The sequence below is a fragment of the Streptococcus hillyeri genome, assembly GCF_003686955.1.
GTDB classification, from domain to species: Bacteria; Bacillota; Bacilli; order Lactobacillales; family Streptococcaceae; genus Streptococcus; species Streptococcus hillyeri.
This window is the reverse complement of record NZ_RCVM01000008.1, coordinates 39,682-58,304: the sequence shown is the minus strand read 5'-3', so window position 1 is coordinate 58,304 and position 18,623 is coordinate 39,682. Positions and strand designations below refer to the sequence as shown.

The 18,623-nt window shown below is 35.9% G+C and carries 16 protein-coding genes and 3 tRNA genes; 11 read left to right on the top strand and 8 right to left on the bottom strand.

The window, feature by feature from the left end:
- Window positions 1-23: 23 nt before the first annotated feature.
- From dnaA to EAF07_RS05305, 3 genes are all read right to left on the bottom strand, one after another.
- Window positions 24-1,388, bottom strand: coding sequence for a chromosomal replication initiator protein DnaA (dnaA, locus tag EAF07_RS05315; protein WP_121835381.1), 1,365 nt, complete (start codon window positions 1,386-1,388; stop codon window positions 24-26).
- A 201-nt stretch (window positions 1,389-1,589) separates the two neighbouring features.
- On the bottom strand, window positions 1,590-2,357 hold the full coding sequence (locus EAF07_RS05310; RefSeq protein WP_121835379.1) for a ParB/RepB/Spo0J family partition protein: 768 nt from the start codon (window positions 2,355-2,357) through the stop codon (window positions 1,590-1,592).
- Between the two features lie 63 nt (window positions 2,358-2,420).
- Window positions 2,421-3,614, bottom strand: a complete 1,194-nt coding sequence (locus EAF07_RS05305) for a S1C family serine protease (protein ID WP_121835377.1) — start codon at window positions 3,612-3,614, stop codon at window positions 2,421-2,423.
- Window positions 3,615-3,813: 199 nt separating this feature from the next.
- Between EAF07_RS05305 and rlmH the strand changes: the two genes are divergently transcribed.
- Together rlmH and EAF07_RS05295 are read left to right on the top strand one after the other, a co-directional pair.
- Complete coding sequence (rlmH, locus tag EAF07_RS05300) at window positions 3,814-4,293, top strand: 23S rRNA (pseudouridine(1915)-N(3))-methyltransferase RlmH (protein ID WP_121835375.1); 480 nt, start codon at window positions 3,814-3,816, stop codon at window positions 4,291-4,293.
- A gap of 19 nt (window positions 4,294-4,312) precedes the next feature.
- A complete protein-coding gene (locus EAF07_RS05295) occupies window positions 4,313-5,011 on the top strand; it encodes a YoaK family protein (RefSeq protein ID WP_121835373.1) in 699 nt (232 codons plus the stop codon).
- A gap of 88 nt (window positions 5,012-5,099) precedes the next feature.
- Here the strand turns inward: EAF07_RS05295 and EAF07_RS05290 are convergent.
- Window positions 5,100-5,173: transfer RNA gene (locus tag EAF07_RS05290), tRNA-Arg, on the bottom strand.
- Between the two features lie 124 nt (window positions 5,174-5,297).
- Here EAF07_RS05290 and EAF07_RS05285 point away from each other — a divergent pair.
- Both EAF07_RS05285 and EAF07_RS05280 read left to right on the top strand, forming a co-directional pair.
- Window positions 5,298-5,369 (top strand) — tRNA-Glu (locus tag EAF07_RS05285).
- Window positions 5,370-5,378: 9 nt separating this feature from the next.
- Window positions 5,379-5,450, top strand: a tRNA-Glu gene (locus EAF07_RS05280).
- A 502-nt stretch (window positions 5,451-5,952) separates the two neighbouring features.
- Here the strand turns inward: EAF07_RS05280 and EAF07_RS05275 are convergent.
- Both EAF07_RS05275 and EAF07_RS05270 read right to left on the bottom strand, forming a co-directional pair.
- Window positions 5,953-7,575, bottom strand: a complete 1,623-nt coding sequence (locus EAF07_RS05275; RefSeq protein ID WP_121835371.1) for an ATP-binding cassette domain-containing protein — start codon at window positions 7,573-7,575, stop codon at window positions 5,953-5,955.
- Between the two features lie 72 nt (window positions 7,576-7,647).
- On the bottom strand, window positions 7,648-8,520 hold the full coding sequence (locus EAF07_RS05270; protein ID WP_121835369.1) for a YitT family protein: 873 nt from the start codon (window positions 8,518-8,520) through the stop codon (window positions 7,648-7,650).
- 388 nt (window positions 8,521-8,908) lie between these two features.
- On the opposite strand from EAF07_RS05270, the gene EAF07_RS05265 reads away from it, so the two are divergent.
- The 4 genes from EAF07_RS05265 (at window position 8,909) to guaB (ending at window position 13,519) form a co-directional block, all read left to right on the top strand.
- Window positions 8,909-9,499, top strand: coding sequence for a GNAT family N-acetyltransferase (locus EAF07_RS05265; RefSeq protein ID WP_121835367.1), 591 nt, complete (start codon window positions 8,909-8,911; stop codon window positions 9,497-9,499).
- A 21-nt stretch (window positions 9,500-9,520) separates the two neighbouring features.
- On the top strand, window positions 9,521-10,543 hold the full coding sequence (trpS, locus tag EAF07_RS05260; RefSeq protein WP_121835365.1) for a tryptophan--tRNA ligase: 1,023 nt from the start codon (window positions 9,521-9,523) through the stop codon (window positions 10,541-10,543).
- A 45-nt stretch (window positions 10,544-10,588) separates the two neighbouring features.
- Window positions 10,589-11,878, top strand: coding sequence for a metallophosphoesterase (locus tag EAF07_RS05255; RefSeq protein WP_121835363.1), 1,290 nt, complete (start codon window positions 10,589-10,591; stop codon window positions 11,876-11,878).
- 159 nt (window positions 11,879-12,037) lie between these two features.
- Window positions 12,038-13,519, top strand: a complete 1,482-nt coding sequence (gene guaB, locus EAF07_RS05250; protein ID WP_121835361.1) for an IMP dehydrogenase — start codon at window positions 12,038-12,040, stop codon at window positions 13,517-13,519.
- A gap of 65 nt (window positions 13,520-13,584) precedes the next feature.
- Here guaB and recF read toward each other — a convergent pair whose 3' ends face one another.
- Together recF and yaaA are read right to left on the bottom strand one after the other, a co-directional pair.
- Window positions 13,585-14,676: a DNA replication/repair protein RecF gene (gene recF, locus EAF07_RS05245; RefSeq protein ID WP_121835359.1), complete on the bottom strand. Its 1,092-nt coding sequence runs from the start codon at window positions 14,674-14,676 to the stop codon at window positions 13,585-13,587.
- A 2-nt stretch (window positions 14,677-14,678) separates the two neighbouring features.
- On the bottom strand, window positions 14,679-15,071 hold the full coding sequence (gene yaaA, locus EAF07_RS05240; RefSeq protein WP_121835357.1) for a S4 domain-containing protein YaaA: 393 nt from the start codon (window positions 15,069-15,071) through the stop codon (window positions 14,679-14,681).
- A gap of 79 nt (window positions 15,072-15,150) precedes the next feature.
- On the opposite strand from yaaA, the gene yfmF reads away from it, so the two are divergent.
- The 3 genes from yfmF (at window position 15,151) to EAF07_RS05225 (ending at window position 18,619) form a co-directional block, all read left to right on the top strand.
- Window positions 15,151-16,398, top strand: a complete 1,248-nt coding sequence (gene yfmF / locus EAF07_RS05235) for an EF-P 5-aminopentanol modification-associated protein YfmF (RefSeq protein WP_121835355.1) — start codon at window positions 15,151-15,153, stop codon at window positions 16,396-16,398.
- Window position 16,399: 1 nt separating this feature from the next.
- A complete protein-coding gene (gene yfmH / locus EAF07_RS05230; RefSeq protein ID WP_121835353.1) occupies window positions 16,400-17,677 on the top strand; it encodes an EF-P 5-aminopentanol modification-associated protein YfmH in 1,278 nt (425 codons plus the stop codon).
- A gap of 63 nt (window positions 17,678-17,740) precedes the next feature.
- Complete coding sequence (locus tag EAF07_RS05225; protein ID WP_121835351.1) at window positions 17,741-18,619, top strand: helix-turn-helix domain-containing protein; 879 nt, start codon at window positions 17,741-17,743, stop codon at window positions 18,617-18,619.
- Window positions 18,620-18,623: the final 4 nt, after the last annotated feature.

The following is an 18,623-nucleotide window of genomic DNA, read 5'->3' as shown; positions in this document are numbered from 1 at the left end:
AAACTAAGCTACTTATCCACAAGCTATTTTATTTTTTGTCGTAGTGTTTCAATTTCAATACGAAGACCATCGTCTGTTTTTAACATATTTTTGATTTTGTTATAAGCATGAAGGATAGTTGAATGATCTCTTCCACCAAATTCTTTACCAATTTTAGGAAGACTGTTATCAGTCATTTCACGCGCAAGAAATATGGCAACCTGACGTGCCATTACAATATTCTGGTTTCGTTTGGTTGATTTGATTTCTTTGACAGATACGTTATAGAATTTACCAACCTCTGTCTGTATCGTTTCGATTGGAATGACAGATATTGTTAGTGGTTCTTGTTTCTTTGCTCGGATAGCTTCTGCTGCAATGTCGACAGTAATGGTGTCAACTCTTTTGACGCTGGCAACTAAGCTAATATTTTTGAGAGCTCCTTCAAGTTCACGAACGTTAGAGTCAAATTGTCCTGCAAGATACTCAATCGTCTCTGGTAAAAACTGATACGGATAATCCTGAATCTTATCTTGTAAAATAGCAATCCTAGTCTCATAATCAGGTGGGGTAATATCTTGCGTTAATCCCCAGCTAAAACGTGATACGAGACGCTCTTCTAGGTCATTTAACTGCTCGGGAGCCCTATCACTAGTAAGGATAATCTGCTTGTTATTTGAATGGAGGGCGTTGAAGGTATTAAAGAACTCTTCCTGAGTTCCAGCCATAGTCTTTTTAGCCATGTACTGAATATCGTCAATCAGTAGAACATCTAAATGACGAAAAGCCTCTTTCAGCTCTTCCATTGTCCCTAGTCTGATAGCAGTTGTAAATTCATTGATAAAATTCTCAGTTGTAATGTATTTGATTCTGGCGCGTGGATTATCCTCTAAGACACTATTACCAATAGCATTTAGTAGGTGAGTTTTACCTAAACCAGGTCCTCCCCAGATAAAAAGAGGATTGTAGACAGTCCCTGGACTTCCAGCAACAGCAAGTGCCGCAGCAAGTGCCCATTGGCTACCTTTACCAGAAATAAAATTATCAAAGCGATACTTAGGATTTAAATCTGAGATAACGGGTGATTGATAGAGAATATCACTTGGAATTAAGGGTGTCACTGGTGATTGGAACTCTTCTGATAACTCATCTTGTTCAATCGGCTCCTCAAAGATATAATCAATTAAGATTTCCTGATTAAACACCTCAAACCCTGCTGTTAGAACAATATCAGTGAGATTACTCTTCCAATACAGTTCTTTTTTTTCTTCCATCAAAACAGTGGCCACCTGGTCAGAGATTCGTATGAGTTTAGCATCAGCGATAAAAAAATCAAAGACAGCCTGTGAAAATTTACCCTTTGCTAATTCCAAGACCCGATCCCAAAATCGTTGTTCATTATCGGTCATCTTGTCTCCTTATCTGTTAGTTAGTTGTTTTATTCTAACATATTTCTAAAAAGTTTTCCACAAGTATTTTATCAGAAATCCACATTGTCAATAAGAGTTTTCCACAACATGTGTAAAACTCTTATATTGCTGATATTTACTAGGTTTAAATCGAATTTTTCTTGTTGATAATTCTGTCTAAAACGAAAAAAAGTCAACAGCCTATTTTAGACTGTTGATAATTCTGTGGAAATCTTCTTCGGTTGAAAATTGGATGGTGACTTTCCCTTTATGTGATTTGCTGGCTGTGATTTTTACAGGTAATCCTAGTTGTTGGCTGAGCTCTTTTTCATAATCGGTGATAAAAGGATTTTTAGAGACTTGCTTTTTCGTTTTCTTACCTAAAATAAAAGCCTCTAGCTGTCTAACACTGAGCTGTTTCTCATTAATTTCCTTTGCCCAAAATTCTTGTTCTTTTTCTTCATTGAGGCTGAGGAGCACACGCGCATGTCCTTGAGAAAGTTTTCCAGACGTAACGGCTTCTTGAAGACTTAGTGGTAGATTTAGTAAACGAAGAAGATTACTGATGTAGGGGCGTGATTTCCCCATATAACGTGCTAGATCTTCGTGTGTGACTTGTTTTTTATCAATCATTTGTTGATAGGCTTTGGCTTCTTCAATGGGATTAAGGTTAGAGCGTTGAAGATTTTCAATAATAGCCTGTTTCATACTATCATCATCAGAAATTTCCTTAATAATTGCTGGGATTTCTTCTAAGCCAGCTATTTTAGAGGCTCGTAGCCTTCTCTCACCTGCAATGAGTTCATATCCAAAAACATCTGATTTTCGAACAATAATTGGCTGAATGAGACCATTCTCTTTAATAGAATTTGCCAAATCAATCAATTCATCTTCATTGAAACTTAACCTAGGTTGGTAGGGATTTTTTTGAATCTGTTCAATTTTGATAACCTGTAAACGTTCTGTCATCTGCTCTCCTAAACTAAAAACTACCTTTACACTATTGTAAAGGTAGTGACAAAGTATGTCAACTTAATTTGAAGTCAAATCTTGGGTTGTTTTATCAAGGATAATAGTAGCTGTTTGCTTTTTCCCTTCACGGTAGAGAGTTACTTTTATTGTGTCACCGATAGTGTGACCATAAAGAATACTTTGTAAATCACTAGATGATGCGACAGTTTCTTCATCAATCTCAGTAATGACATCATATTTTTGAAGTTTTCCAGATGCAGGCATGTTATCTTGAGTGCTTGCAACGACAATACCAGATGTCACATCTTCAGGTAGTTTTAATTGGAAGATAAAGTTAGTTGACAATTCGTTTAAACCTACCATCGTAATACCGAGAGCAGGACGGTTAACTTTTCCATTTTTCTCTAGTTGATTGATAATTTTGACAACATCATTTGAAGGGATTGCAAATCCCATACCTTCAACCGAAGAACCTCCTGTCAACGATGTTGACGTTGAAGAGATTTTACTTGAGTTAATACCGATAACTTGTCCTTGAATATTGATGAGAGCTCCGCCAGAATTACCTGGATTAATGGCAGCATCTGTTTGAATAGCATTAGTTGAGATGGTTTCACCTTGCTCATTTTTCATAGTAACTGTACGGCTAAGACTAGACACAATCCCTTCTGTTACAGAATTGGCATACTCAGATCCAAGAGGACTACCGATAGCGATTGCTGTTTCACCAACAGTCAATGTTTCTGAATCTGCGAATGTAGCAACAGTTTTAACAGACTCAGAAGAGATTTTGACTACCGCAAGGTCAGAATAGGTATCACTTCCGACCAACTCACCAACCACCTTTGTACCATCAGCAAAGAGGATTTCAATTTGCTCGGCACCTTCAATAACATGGTTATTTGTCACGATATAAGCAAATTTACCATCTTTTTTGTAAATAACCCCAGAACCTTCACTGGCTACAGCGAGTTCTCCAGAAGGAGAGTTACCGAAGACGTTCTGAAAAGAATTATTTTGTTGACTTTGATAATTGATGACAGAGACAACAGCATCTTGAACGTTAGCAACTGCAGAGGTGGTATCATTAGTATTTTTATAGCTCACCTTGCTGACAGTTGTCTGAGTATTATTTGTTGAGGTAGAAGTAAACTTGTTACTTTGTAGCATTAAAAATGTAGCAACTATTCCACCTATAAAACCCGTACAACTAATTAAAATAAATTTAAGTAGAGAAGAAAATGTTTTTTTCATGATAAATGACCTCCATTTGTCATCAGTTTAAGAAAATTGGCTTAATTATACCTTAAAAATCCAAAAAAGAAAAGTTTCCACAGGTTGTGGAAAACTTTGTTGAAAACAAGTAAAAACTTACCTAAAAAGCTGATAATTTAATGGGTAAACCTGTGGATAACTTATTACAAAAAGAATAATTTATGATATAATACACCTTATGAAACTAAAACTGATTACCGTAGGAAAATTAAAAGAAAAATATCTGAAAGATGGCATTGCCGAATACCAGAAGCGCCTGGGGAGATTTTGCAAATTAGAAATGGTGGAACTTCCTGATGAAAAAACGCCAGATAAAGCTAGTGAATCTGAGAATCAGGCCATTATGGCAAAAGAAGCTGAACGTATCTTAGCAAAAATTTCAGATAGAGAGTTTGTCATAGCCTTAGCCATCGAAGGTGATCAATTTCCATCAGAAAAATTTAGTCAGATATTAGAGGATATCACTGTAAAAGGCTATTCAAATCTAACCTTTATCATTGGGGGAAGTCTAGGATTGTCACCAAGTGTCAAAAAACGTGCGAATTTATTAATGAGTTTTGGAAAATTAACCTTGCCTCATCAGCTCATGAAACTTGTATTGATTGAGCAGATTTACCGTGCTTTTATGATTCAGCAAGGCAGTCCTTATCATAAATAATTTATTGGGAGTGAGGAAGATGAAATATCATGTAAAAGATTACCGTGTCTTTGAGGGATTGCGTGTTGCAGCTTGTCTAACCTTTATTAGTGGCTATATCAATGCCTTTACCTTTGTAACTCAGAATGGTATTTTTGCTGGCGTTCAATCAGGCAATGTTATCATGTGGGCATATCATGCTGCTCAAGGAAATTGGCAACGAGTTATTAATTTTACAATCCCTATTGTTTTTTTTATGATAGGACAATGTGCTACCTATCTGATTCGTCGATGGTTTGTTAGCAAAAATATCTTTTGGCATTTTGGTGCGAGTCTGATTATGCAAGCCATTATTGTCATTACCGTGTTATTGACTCCTATCTTACCTTCATTTTTTACAATAGCTAATTTAGCTCTTGTAGCGTCTATACAGGTGGAATCTTTTAGAAAACTTAGAGGGGCACCTTATGCTAATGTGATGATGACAGGAAATGTTAAAAATGCTGCTCTTTTAACGTTTAAAGGTTTTATGGAGAAAAATGCAGAGCTCCAAAAAGCTGGTAGGAATATTTTTATTATTATCTTGACATTTGCATTAGGTGTTGCTCTATCAACAGTCATCTCTACTCATCTCAAAGAGTATGGTCTAGTTTTTGTTATCTTGCCACTTCTCTATATCAATGTCAGTCTTTGGAATGAGAAAAATTGGGAAGAAAAAATCAATAAACCTAGGAGCTGATTTTTCTCTAAAGTCTCCATAAAGAGACCGGTGATGATATAGGATTAGGACAAAAAAAGTTTGGAACATGTGCTCCAAACTTTTTTAGTGATCCCAGCAGGATTCGAACCTGCGACCGTTCGCTTAGAAGGCGAATGCTCTATCCAGCTGAGCTATGAGACCCAACTCCATTAGTATATCAAATGAGACAAAAAAAAGCAATATTAAAATAAAAAATGAAATAAAAGACTAGACAAATTTAATTTATCTGATATAATAATAAGAGTGTTAAGAAAACAACACCTAAGGTCCGTTGGTCAAGGGGTTAAGACACCGCCTTTTCACGGCGGTAACACGGGTTCGAATCCCGTACGGACTATTAGATTTTGCTCCGTTGGTCAAGGGGTTAAGACACCGCCTTTTCACGGCGGTAACACGGGTTCGAATCCCGTACGGAGTATCCTATAAAAACTGCGGTTAGCAGTTTTTTTTTGTTTTCTATAAATGTTTTGTGATGGATAGTGTAGTTCCATTTGAAAAATCTAGAGAGGCTGTTTGATTTACACTCCTCTTAATAGGACTATGCCAGAGTGAACTAAGTGCAATAAGATGACATCATTTTATCTGTAGTTTACTTTTAAAGTGTCCTACTTTTATACTTAACAAAAATCAAAAATTACTTTCTGTGTTTCTTTATTAAAAGTGTGGACGCTAAAAAAGGTTTGGGGAACCTTTTTAGGTGGGAAATGAAGCTTACGAAGTCAGTATCACAACCTCCTACGGATTTCACTAATAAGAATACCACCATAGGAAAAGAAACATGTTAGCCTCACTTCGTTCGGTGGTCAAACAATGATATTAGAGGATCTAAAATGCTCTTTTGATTTTTGATGAGTACTAATTCAAATCACTATAGATAAAAAAGAAATCGTCTGAGATAGTCCCAGACGATTTTTTGGAAATTATTGTGCCCAAAGAGCTTTAACCTTAGCTTGAACTTCTTCATTTTCAAGGAATTCATCATAGGTTTCATCAATACGGTCAATGACACCGTTTTTAGAAATAACAACGATGTGATTGGCAATGGTTTGAATAAACTCATGGTCGTGGCTGGCAAAGATAACTGATTCTTTGAAATCTTTGACGCCATCATTAAGGCTTGAGATAGATTCCAAATCCAAGTGGTTAGTTGGATCATCAAGAATAAGCACGTTTGACTTAAGCAGCATCAATTTTGATAGCATTACACGCACTTTTTCCCCACCAGAAAGAACATTAACAGACTTCTTAACTTCATCTCCTGAGAAGAGCATGCGACCAAGGAAACCACGCAAGAAAGTATCATCATCTTCACCTTTAGCAGCAAATTGACGAAGCCATTCCAGAATTGGTTCACCTGAAGCAAAATCTTTCGTATTATCCTTAGGAAGATAAGACTGAGAAGTGGTTACTCCCCATTTAATCGTTCCTTCGTATTCAATATCCCCCGCTAAAGCTCGCATAAGAGCTGTCGTTTGGATATCATTTTCACCAATGATAGCTGTCTTATCTCCTGGACGAAGAATAAAGCTGATATTATCAATGATGGTTTCTCCATCCACTTTAACAGAAAGGTTTTCTACGGTTAACAGGTCATTACCAATTTCACGCTCAGCTTTGAAATTGATAAATGGGTACTTACGACTTGATGGAACAATTTCTTCCAATTCAATCTTATCAAGCATTTTCTTACGAGAAGTCGCTTGTTTTGATTTTGAGGCATTTGCAGAGAAACGCGCGATGAAATCTTGAAGCTCTTTGATTTTTTCTTCAGCTTTGGCATTACGGTCTGCTTGAAGACGCGCAGCCAATTCAGAAGACTGTTTCCAGAAATCGTAGTTACCGACAAATAGTTTAATTTTACCAAAATCAAGGTCAGCCATGTGGGTACATACTTTATTCAAGAAATGGCGGTCATGGGACACAACAATAACGGTATTCTCAAAATCAATTAGGAAATCTTCAAGCCATGAAATCGATTGAATGTCAAGACCATTGGTAGGCTCGTCCAAAAGAAGAACATCTGGTTTACCAAATAGAGCCTTAGCAAGCAAAACTTTGACCTTATCACCGTTAGCCAATTCACTCATGTTTTGGTAATGAAGGTCCTCAGGGATATTGAGGTTTTGCAATAATTGAGAAGCTTCACTTTCTGCTTCCCATCCACCAAGTTCTGCAAATTCACCTTCAAGTTCTGCTGCACGAACACCATCTTCATCTGAGAAATCTTCCTTCATGTAAATGGCATCTTTCTCTTTCATGATGTTATAAAGTTTTTCATTCCCCATGATAACAACATCAATCGCACGCTCTTCTTCATAGTCAAAATGATTTTGACGAAGAACTGAGAGACGCTCATCTGGTCCAAGAGATACATGACCAGTTGAAGGTTCAATATCTCCAGCAAGAATTTTTAAAAAAGTTGATTTTCCAGCACCATTGGCACCAATCAATCCATAGGTATTTCCTGCTGTAAACTTAATGTTTACGTCATCGAAAAGTTTTCTATCGCTAAAACGTAGCGACACGTCTGAAACTGTTAACAATTATATTACCTCGTTTTTTATATCTATCTTTAATATTTTATCGAATTTATTTATTTTTTTCAACGAAAACTACTAGCCTGGAAGTAAAATATCATCGTTCTCACGAATATAGTGTTTGGTCAAGCTAAAGCCACGTCCCATGACTTGGCTTGCTGGCATCACAACAACAAAAGCTGTCTCATCAATTTTTAAAATTTCTTGTTGCATTTTGGGAAGCTCATGACTAGTAATTGTTGTCATGAGCATGATTTTATCACGAGAATTTAGCCCTCCCTTAACAGGAATTTGCGTTACACCGCGATTAGCTTTTTGGATAACGTAGGTACGAATTTTTTCATTTTTATTAGAAATAATCATGATTGTCTTAGAGGAATTAAATCCATTTTCCATAATCCCAACAACATAGGAAATCACAACAAGAGCTATAATCGAATACATTACTGTATCTGTATCAAATGCTAAGAATCCCATTGCTACACTAATCCCATCAACGATAGTCATTGCCACAGCTAAGGATAAAGGTGTGTATTTATTTAAAATTTGAGTAGGGATCCCAGTACCACCGGTTGAGGAATTTCCCCAAAAAACCATACCTAATCCAATCCCAACGATAATCCCACCAAAGATAGCTGCCAGCAATGGATTATGTGTCAACGTTGGTAAAGTTGCTGTCAACTTCACCGCAAATGGATATATCCATGAACCATAAAAGGTCTTAACAAAAGTTTCCTTCCCTAAAAATACTAAACAGAGTATCAAAAGAGGAATGTTAGTTAGCAATAAAAAGGTGGATGGGTTCCACCCGAAGATTTCTTTGAAACTAACTGCCAACCCTCCCATACCGCCTGAAGCAATGTTATTCTCTAAAAACATGGTATTAAAACCAATAGCAACAATAAATGATCCGATTGTTACTAATACAAAATCAATCAAACGTTTTTTCATGATAAACCACTTTCTCTATTTTTCAACTCCTCTATTATCCCTTAAATCCAAGTTCTTGACAAGATAAAAACTTGACAAATTTGAAGGGATTTCATAAAATATAAGTATTCAGAAAAGTAACTTTAGCTTTACTTTCAAAGAGAGTTGACGGTGCTGAAAGTCAGTAGGTGAGTTAGAGTGAATGGGCTGAGGTTTCACGTGAAACGAACACATAAGTTTCAGGTTTGGTACACCTTATCGTACTAGAGATGATGCTTTGCTGATTTGACAACTAAGTGTAAACTTGCTTTACAAAAGTTGTAAAGTTATCAATTGAGGTGGTACCGCGTATCAATATGATTATGCCCTCACGCTTATTTAAGCGTGAGTTTTTTCTTTTGGAGGATAGATGGAGAATATTTACCAAGGATTAGCTAAATTCTGCTCTATAGAGACGGATAGACTTTATCTAAGAGCTGTTCGGATTGAAGATGCAGAAGATATGTTTGCTTATGCATCTGATGAAGAGAATGTCCGTTGGACTTTTCCAGCTAATAAAACTCTTGAAGAGACTAAAAATAATATTGCTTCGCTGTACTTAGCTAATCCCCTAGGACGTTGGGGCATCGTTATCAAAGAAACCAATCGATTTATTGGAACCATTGATTTAATGAAAATTGCCGAAGATGTGCGTCGAGCTGAAATAGGATATACCTTAAATAAACACTATTGGAACAAAGGATATATGACCGAGGCAGTCACAAAAATACTTCAAGTCTTTTTCGAGGACTTACAAATGAACTGTTTAATCGCACGACACGATAAAGAAAATCCTGCTTCTGGGCGTGTCATGCAAAAATCAGGAATGTTGTTTAGCCATGAAGAACCATATGCAAAGATTGACAAGAAAGTTGATGAAAGAATGGTTACAATGGTTCACTACAGATTAACCAAGGAAGATTACTTCCGTCAAGTTGACAACGCTGTAAAACAAAGTTGACAAAAAAGTAAAGGAGATAATATGTCTAAACCAATTATTTTAACAGGGGATCGTCCCACCGGAAAACTACATTTAGGTCACTATGTAGGGAGTTTAAAAAATCGTGTATTACTTCAAAATGAAGAGAAGTACGATATGTTTGTTTTTTTAGCAGACCAGCAAGCCCTCACTGATCATGCCAAAGAATCTGCAGCTATCAAGGAATCCATTGGAAATGTTGCCTTGGATTATTTATCTGTTGGTCTTGACCCTGCTAAATCAACTATTTTTATCCAGAGTCAGATTCCCGAACTAGCAGAGTTGACCATGTACTATATGAACCTTGTTTCTCTAGCACGTCTTGAACGTAATCCAACGGTTAAAACGGAAATTGCTCAAAAAGGTTTCGGAGAATCTATTCCAACAGGTTTCCTAGTTTATCCTATCTCTCAAGCTGCAGATATCACAGCTTTTAAAGCTAATTTTGTGCCAGTCGGTAACGATCAAAAACCAATGATTGAGCAAACACGGGAGATTGCTCGTAGCTTTAACCATACCTACAATTGTGAGGTTTTGGTGGAGCCAGAAGGCATCTATCCTGAAAATGAAAAGGCTGGTCGCCTCCCTGGTCTTGATGGTAATGCTAAAATGTCGAAGTCTCTCGGAAATGGCATCTACCTCTCTGATGATGCTGATACCGTTCGTAAGAAAGTTATGAGCATGTACACCGATCCAAATCATATCCGTGTGGAAGATCCTGGACAAATTGAAGGTAATATGGTTTTCCATTATCTAGATATTTTTGGAACCGAAGCAGATAAGGCTGAAATTGAGGCAATGAAAGAACATTATCAACGTGGCGGTCTTGGCGATGTCAAAACCAAACGTTACCTTTTAGACATCTTAGAACGTGAATTAGCTCCTATCCGTGAGCGCCGTCTAGAATACGCTAAAGATATGGGAGAAGTCTTCCGTATGCTTGAAGAAGGTAGTCAAAAAGCACGTCAAGTAGCAGCTCAAACCTTATCAGAAGTAAAATCTGCAATGGGAATCAATTATTTCTAAAAAGAAAGGTTGAGGTGAGGCAATGCCTCACCCTTTTGTCATAACATGAAAAAGAAATTTATCATAATAGCTGTAATCTGTTTAATCTTAGTTGCTTTTCTGAAACTAGTTTCAGACTCTCATCTAAATCAAAATGGTTATCATAGCAATAACTCCCTCTCTGAAAAAACAGTTTCAATCATTGTTGCGACAGATTTACACTATTTGTCTCCATCTTTACATGATAATGAATCATTCTTTACAGACATGATTGACAACGCTGATGGTAAATACATGTATTATATTGAAGACATTACAGAGGCTTTTGTTGACACGGTGATTGAAGAAAGACCAGAATTTCTCATTCTTAGTGGAGACCTAACTTTTAATGGTGAAAGAGAGAGTCATTTAGGGTTAGAGAAAAAGTTGAATCGTATCAAAGGGGCAGGTATAACTATTCTTGTCATCCCAGGTAATCATGATATTGATCGCTCTAGTGCAGCTAAATTTACAGGGGATGGTTATGAGTTAGTAGATTCGATTTCAAAAAAACAATTCTCAGAAATTTATGGGCAATATGGTTTACAAAAATCTTTACACAAAGATGACAACTCACTTTCCTATATTTACAGTGCAAGGAAAGATTTATGGTTTTTGTGTGTTGACAGTAATAGCAATGGTGACAACAAACTTTCTTCTGAGACTTTAAAATGGATTGAGGATAGATTGAAAGAAGCTGAAAAAAATAAGATTAAAGTCATCGGTATTAGCCATCAGAACTTGATTTCACATAATCCTGACTTTACTTCAGGTTTTCTTATCGATCAATCCCCTAAACTATCTGCTTTGTATCGAAATTCACCGCTATTTTTAAATCTTAGTGGACATATTCATATCCAGCATATTAGCAAAGGACAAACTCCTGAAATAATAACTTCTTCATTGGCCGTTTCTCCGCACCAATATGGAAAAATAACAGTGAGTGCTAAAACATTAGATTATCAAGTAGAACAGTTAGATGTTGAAGGTTGGGCAAAAGACAAGCAAATGAGTGATGAGACATTATTGCATTTTTCACAGCATTCTCGAGCATTTATGGAAGATGTGGCTAAACGTAAGAGTAATGAATGGTTGTCAACGTCTCAACTTCCTACTGAAAAATTGATATTAGCAAGGAATACATTTGCTAGTTTAAATGCTGACTATTTTGCTGGTAAGTCAATTAATATAGCAGATTATTCTGAGGGAATTTCAATCTTAAAAAATGAAGATGATGGTTTTATAACCTCATATTTGGAGACTATTTTAACTGATACTCAAAAAAATCATCAAGAAGTATCGTTATCTATTGACTGATAATCTGGGATAAATAGTTGTTATTTTTAGCTAATAAGAAATAATTCTTGGTAAATAAATATTTTTATTCGGAATAATTGACAAATCATTTTATAATGATATTATAGTAAAAACAAAAAGTCTGAGGACTGATACTAATTAAGAAAAGAGGAACTTTTAATGTCAAACTGGGACACTAAATTTTTGAAAAAAGGATTTACCTTTGACGACGTACTACTCATTCCAGCAGAGAGTCATGTTTTGCCTAATGATGTCAATATGAAGACGAAACTAGCTGACAATCTAACATTAAATATTCCTATTATCACAGCTGCTATGGATACCGTGACAGATAGCAAAATGGCTATTGCTATTGCTCGTGCAGGTGGTCTTGGTGTGATTCATAAAAATATGTCAATTGAACAACAAGCCGAGGAAATTCGCAGAGTTAAGCGTTCAGAAAATGGTGTTATTATTGACCCATTCTTCTTGACACCGAATAACAAGGTTTCAGAGGCTGAAGATTTAATGCAAAGCTATCGTATATCAGGTGTTCCAATTGTTGAATCTGTTGAAAATCGTAAATTGGTAGGTATTATTACTAATCGTGATATGCGTTTCATCTCTGACCTTAATTCTCTCATTTCAGAACATATGACATCAGAGGAGTTGATTACTGCTCCAGTTGGCACTGATTTAGCGACAGCAGAGAAAATTCTTCACCAGCACCGTATTGAAAAATTACCTTTGGTTGATGAAAATGGTCGTTTGTCTGGTCTTATCACTATCAAAGATATTGAGAAAGTGATTGAGTTTCCTAATGCAGCGAAAGATGAATTTGGTCGTTTGCTAGTTGCAGGGGCAGTTGGAGTAACTTCAGATACTTTTGAACGTGCAGAAGCTCTTTTTGAAGCTGGTGCAGATGCTATTGTTATTGACACGGCTCACGGTCACTCAGCTGGTGTACTTCGTAAAATTGCTGAAATTCGTGCTCACTTCCCAAATCGTACATTAATTGCTGGTAATATTGCAACAGCAGAAGGTGCACGTGCTCTCTATGAAGCAGGTGTTGACGTTGTTAAAGTTGGTATTGGCCCAGGTTCAATCTGTACAACACGTGTTGTTGCAGGTGTTGGTGTTCCTCAGGTAACCGCAATTTATGATGCTGCATCTGTTGCTCGCGAGTACGGAAAAACAATCATCGCAGATGGTGGTATTAAATACTCAGGTGATATCGTAAAAGCTCTTGCAGCCGGTGGAGATGCTGTTATGCTTGGTTCAATGTTTGCTGGTACAGACGAGGCACCAGGAGAAACAGAAATTTACCAAGGACGTAAATTCAAAACCTACCGTGGTATGGGCTCAATTGCAGCTATGAAAAAAGGGTCAAGTGACCGTTACTTCCAAGGTTCAGTTAATGAAGCTAATAAGCTTGTTCCAGAAGGAATTGAAGGCCGTGTAGCCTATAAAGGTGCAGTTTCAGATATCGTCTTCCAAATGATTGGTGGTATTCGTTCTGGTATGGGTTACGTTGGAGCAGCTAATTTAAAAGAGCTTCACGACAATGCACAATTTATTGAAATGTCAGGTGCAGGATTGATTGAAAGTCACCCACATGATGTTCAAATTACAAATGAAGCACCAAATTACTCATTAAAATAAGTAAGAAAAAACGCACATTACTGTAAAGGTGGTGTGCGTTTTTGTAAACATAAACTTGACAAGGACTATTCAGAAATTTCTCCATTGACAACATGGAACATCTTCAGATTTTCTGGAAGATCCTTTAGATGAGATAAACTTGTTGTTGTTATAAATGTTTGAACATTTTCAGATATGATATTATGAAGTAATTGAGATTGACGATTATTGTCAAGTTCACTCATGACATCGTCAAGTAAGAGAATAGGGTTATCGCCAGTAACTTTTTTAAATAAAGCAATTTCTGCCATTTTTAAAGACAGAATGACACTTCTTTGCTGTCCTTGACTACCAAATGTGGCATTAATATCATTAATATAAAACTCTAAGTCATCCCTGTGTGGGCCGACACCAGTATTTTTCTTAAAGATATCTCGTGACCGTGATTTTTTTAATTGTTCAATAAAATTTACAGAGATGTCAACTTCATTTGTAAAGGAGATAGAAGACATATAATTGAAGCGTAAGTGTTCATTCTGGCTAGAAATACTAAGATGATGTTTACTAGCTTCTCTTTCCAAGTCTTTAATAAATTCTAATCGATGTTCAATAACTCTAGTTCCATAATAAGCTAATTGGTCATCAAGGACGTCAAGGAAAGTTTCATCAACAGATTGAGATGTTTTAAGATAGGCATTTCGTTGTTTTAAAATATGATTATAACTTGAAAGATCAGCGAGATAGAGTGGTTTGATTTGCCCTAAATCAATATCAATAAACTTACGTCTTAATGATGGAGAGCCTTTTATGAGCTGTAAATCCTCGGGGGCAAATAGAACAACTGTCATCGTCCCAATATAGTCCGATAATTTTGCTTGTTTGAGATGATTTACTTTAGTAGTACGCCCGCGATTAGTTAAGATAATCTCAAGCGGGACTTTGCCGTTGACACGATTGACAATACCTGTCAATTTAGTATCAACCTCGTTAAAAAGAATTAATTCTTTATCGGAACGGGTACGATGACTTCGAGTTAGAGAAAGAAAGTAAATAGCTTCTAAAAAATTTGTTTTTCCCTGAGCATTTTGGCCGATAAAAACATTTAGGCCAGGAGAAAATTCAGCCTCTAAGGTCTTATAATTTCTGTAATTTGTAAGTGAGATACGTTCAATCCACATATTTATGTTCCTGGAAAACGAACGGGACGTTTTTCTACTGCTTGTTTATTTTTTGATAACTTTGTCTTTTTAGTTGGAGAGGAGCTTTGCTTTTTATGAGACTGGTTAAGTTTTTTGACAAGAGTAGCTACTCGATTTTTTTCAGCCACTTCTTCAAGGTGAACTTTTCGCTCTTCTTCACTAGGTTTTTGTAATGTAATGGTTATTCCTTTGCTAGGAATGTCAATAATATCACCTAGGCGAATTTTTTTTCCGCGTCGCTCTTCCTTTTCCCCATTAAAAAGGACGTCATATTCTTTCAAAAAAGCTTTAATAGCGCCACCGCTTTGAATAATTCCAAGCTCTTTGAGCAAGGCTTGCAACGTAATAAATTCATCGAATAGTGTATATTTCATAAAATCCTCGACTTTCTGTAAAGATAATTATAGCATAAAATGTTATAATAGATGAGATTAAATTTAGACAGGAATTACTATGAAATTAGCAGAAGGTGTGGACTTACATTTTATCAAAAATCAGCAATTTAAAACCAATCACCTTACTTTTCGTTTTTCAGGACATCGTCAATCTAAAACAGTTTCCAGAAGAGTTCTGGTTGCTCAGATGTTGGCGACAGCCAGTGAAGATTTTCCAAATAATAAGCTTCTTCGTGAGCGATTTGCTAATCTCTATGGTGCAAGTCTTTCAACAAATGTTAGCACTCGCGGGAATATCCATATTGTTGATATCGATATCTCTTTTATGAGTAATCGATACGTTTTGGGGCAGGAAGACCTTTTAGGAGAAGTTATTACAATTATTGGGCAGCTTTTATTTCGTCCGTTAATCTCTCTTGAAAAATACCAAACAAAGACCTTTGATATTGAAAAAAAGAATCTTATTCGTTACCTAGAAATAGATGAACAGGATCAATTTTATAATAGTATGATAGGTTTACAGAAACTTTACTATGAAGAAGAGTCTCTTCAAATTTCAAAATATGGAACAAAAGAGTTGATTGAAAAGGAAAATGCCTTTACAGCTTATCAAGAGTTTCAAAAAATGCTCAAAGAGGATAAGATTGATATTTTTCTCTTAGGAGATTTTAATGACTATCAAGCAACACGTCAATTAATCCAATTTCCATTGCTAGATAGAGATATATCTTTACAGAAGGTTTACAAACAAGAATTTTTAAATATTGTCAAAGAAAAGGTAGTCTCTAAAGACACCACCCAATCTATTTTACAACTTGGTTACCATGTCCCAATTTATTATGGTAGTCAAGAATATTATGCGATGCTGGTTGCTGAAGGGATGCTAGGTGGTTTTTCACACTCCAAACTCTTTACAGTTGTTCGAGAACAAGAGAGTTTGGCCTATACTGTTGGAATTCGCTATGACGCTTTTACGGGATTTCTAAGAATATATGCGGGTATTGAAAAAAATAGCAGAGCAAAGACCTTTAAGGTGATTAATCAGCAAATCAATGAATTAAAAATGGGACGTTTTTCAAGTCAACTGGTAAAGCAAACGAAGCAAATGATCATCGGAAATGCCAAAATGTCAATGGACAATCCTAAAGCTCTGATTGAACAAACTTATAGTAGTGCTATATTTAGTGAAGAGAGTGTCGATTTGCAATCGTTTATTGACAACATTAGCAAAGTAACGAAACGTGATATCGTTGCAGCTATTGGTATGATGAAGTTACAGGCAGTGTATTTTTTGGAAGGAGAATAAGGTGAGTCGCTTAGAGAAAATTGACTATCCATTTTTAAACCAAGAAATTTACTTTAGACATATGAATAACGGAATGAACGTTTATTACCTTCCTAAAAAAGGCTTTCAAGAACGTTCAGCAATATTGACAGTTAATTTTGGTTCGATTGACACCAAGTTTACATCTAACGATTATTCAAAAGAATATTCTTCTGGGGTTGCGCATTTTTTAGAACACCAACTGTTTAGAAATCAACACGGAGAGGATGTTGGTAATCAGTTTACAGTTCTTGGTTCAGATAGTAATGCCTACACTACTTTTGACAAGACATCTTATTTCTTTTCAACAGTAGAATCTTTTGAAGAATCCTTAGAATTGTTATTAGACTTTACAAGTAGTTTACACATAACTGAGGAAAGTATCCAAAGAGAAAAAGGAATTATTGAACAAGAAATTGCTATGTATCAAGATGATCCAGACTATCGTCTTTATAGTGGTATTTTGGCGAATTTATATCCAAATACGCCTTTAGCAATGGATGTTGCAGGAACTAAAGAATCAATCGGAATGTTGTCATTAACAGATTTGAAAGAGAATTTTGATAGTTTTTACCGACCAGATTTTAAAAGCTTAGTCTTAGTTGGAGATTTTGATGTCAAGGCGATTGACAGAATTGTTCGAAAGAGGGAGACAAATAGACGTAAAACATTACCAGAAATTGTAAGACCAAATCTTGATTTAGTTCAACCTGTTGTGAAATCATCTATCCAAATGGATGTGACCACTTCAAAATTAGGACTTGGTTTTAGAGGTAATCTAGCTCCTGGGTTGTCTATCGTCGAGAATAAATTAGCTCTACGTCTATTTTTAGCAATGTTATTTGGTTGGACTTCTCATCGCTATCAAGATTGGTATGACAAGGGAAAAATTGATGATTCTTTTGATATAGAGATTGAGATTTCTGAGCGGTTTGGTTTTGTTATTTTAATGCTTGATACTGAGCAGCCAATTGCTATGGGAACTCAACTTCGTAAAAATTTGATTAATGTTAGGCAGAATAAAGATGTTAATCAAAATCATTTGATAACCATAAAAAATGAAATTTATGGTGAATTCATTCGTAGTTTGGATAGTATTGAGGAATTGGGACATCAATTTTTACAATATCAAGATGAGGATTATTCTTATTTTGATTTTCCAAATTTGTTAACAAAATTAGACTTAGAAACCATTATTACTGTCGGTGAATATTTCTTTAATCAAGCTGAGAAAACAGAATTCATCGTTTTTCCAAAATAACAGGAAATTATCATTTTTTTTGCTATAATAGAAACACTGAGCTAGAAGGGAATTTTAAATTATATGAATGGTAAAATGATTGGAGATATTTTACGCGAAGCACGCCTAAGTAAACAATTACAACTGACGGATATTGAGAGTAGAACAGGGATTGCGGTTCATCATCTTTTAGCCTTGGAGCTAGATCAGTTTAGTTTAGTACCTGCTGAGGAAGTTGAATTATATCTTAGAAGTTACGCAGAGTTAGTAAACTTAGATGCTGAAGAAATTTTAATTCAATATGCAAATCAAAACTCATTTCTAAATACATTACCTCACTCTCGAGTAGCAAAAACGAAAAGTGAGCTTGTTTCTATCTCTGTAGACAAGGAAGATGTTCCTATGGAACGTATGGCTCATAGACGTCGTCGTAGTCACCGTGAGGCGACTCAAAAGAAATCAGTTTTTCCAAAAGTACTATTGAGCTTATTGAGTATTTCTATCATTGCTCTAATCGGTTATTTTGCTGTTAAACATTGGCCACTTACTGATTTTATCAAACAAGCAGGAAACGAAACGCCATCAACCACAGAAGAAACAACAGTAACAACAGCGGTAGAAACAACAACAGTAACAGAGATGCCAATAGTTCTTAAAGCTGAAGTTCAGGAAGATGGTAGTTACCTAGCAACTCTAAAAACCGATAAAGAAGTTAGTGATGTGACGTTTACCCTAAAAGAGGGTGAAAGTTGGGTTAGTTTAAATGACGGTGTCAATGGAGAACAAGGAATGCTCTTGACACCAGATCAAAATACGTTTACACTTTCTGTAAACAAAGGGACATCTCCGTTTATCACAGTTGGTCAACCAACACAGACAACCATTACTGCTGACGGTCAAGAAATCGATTTATCAGAACTTGTCAATAGTGTTCCAGCAACCTTTACACTAAAAGTAGAATAGGAAA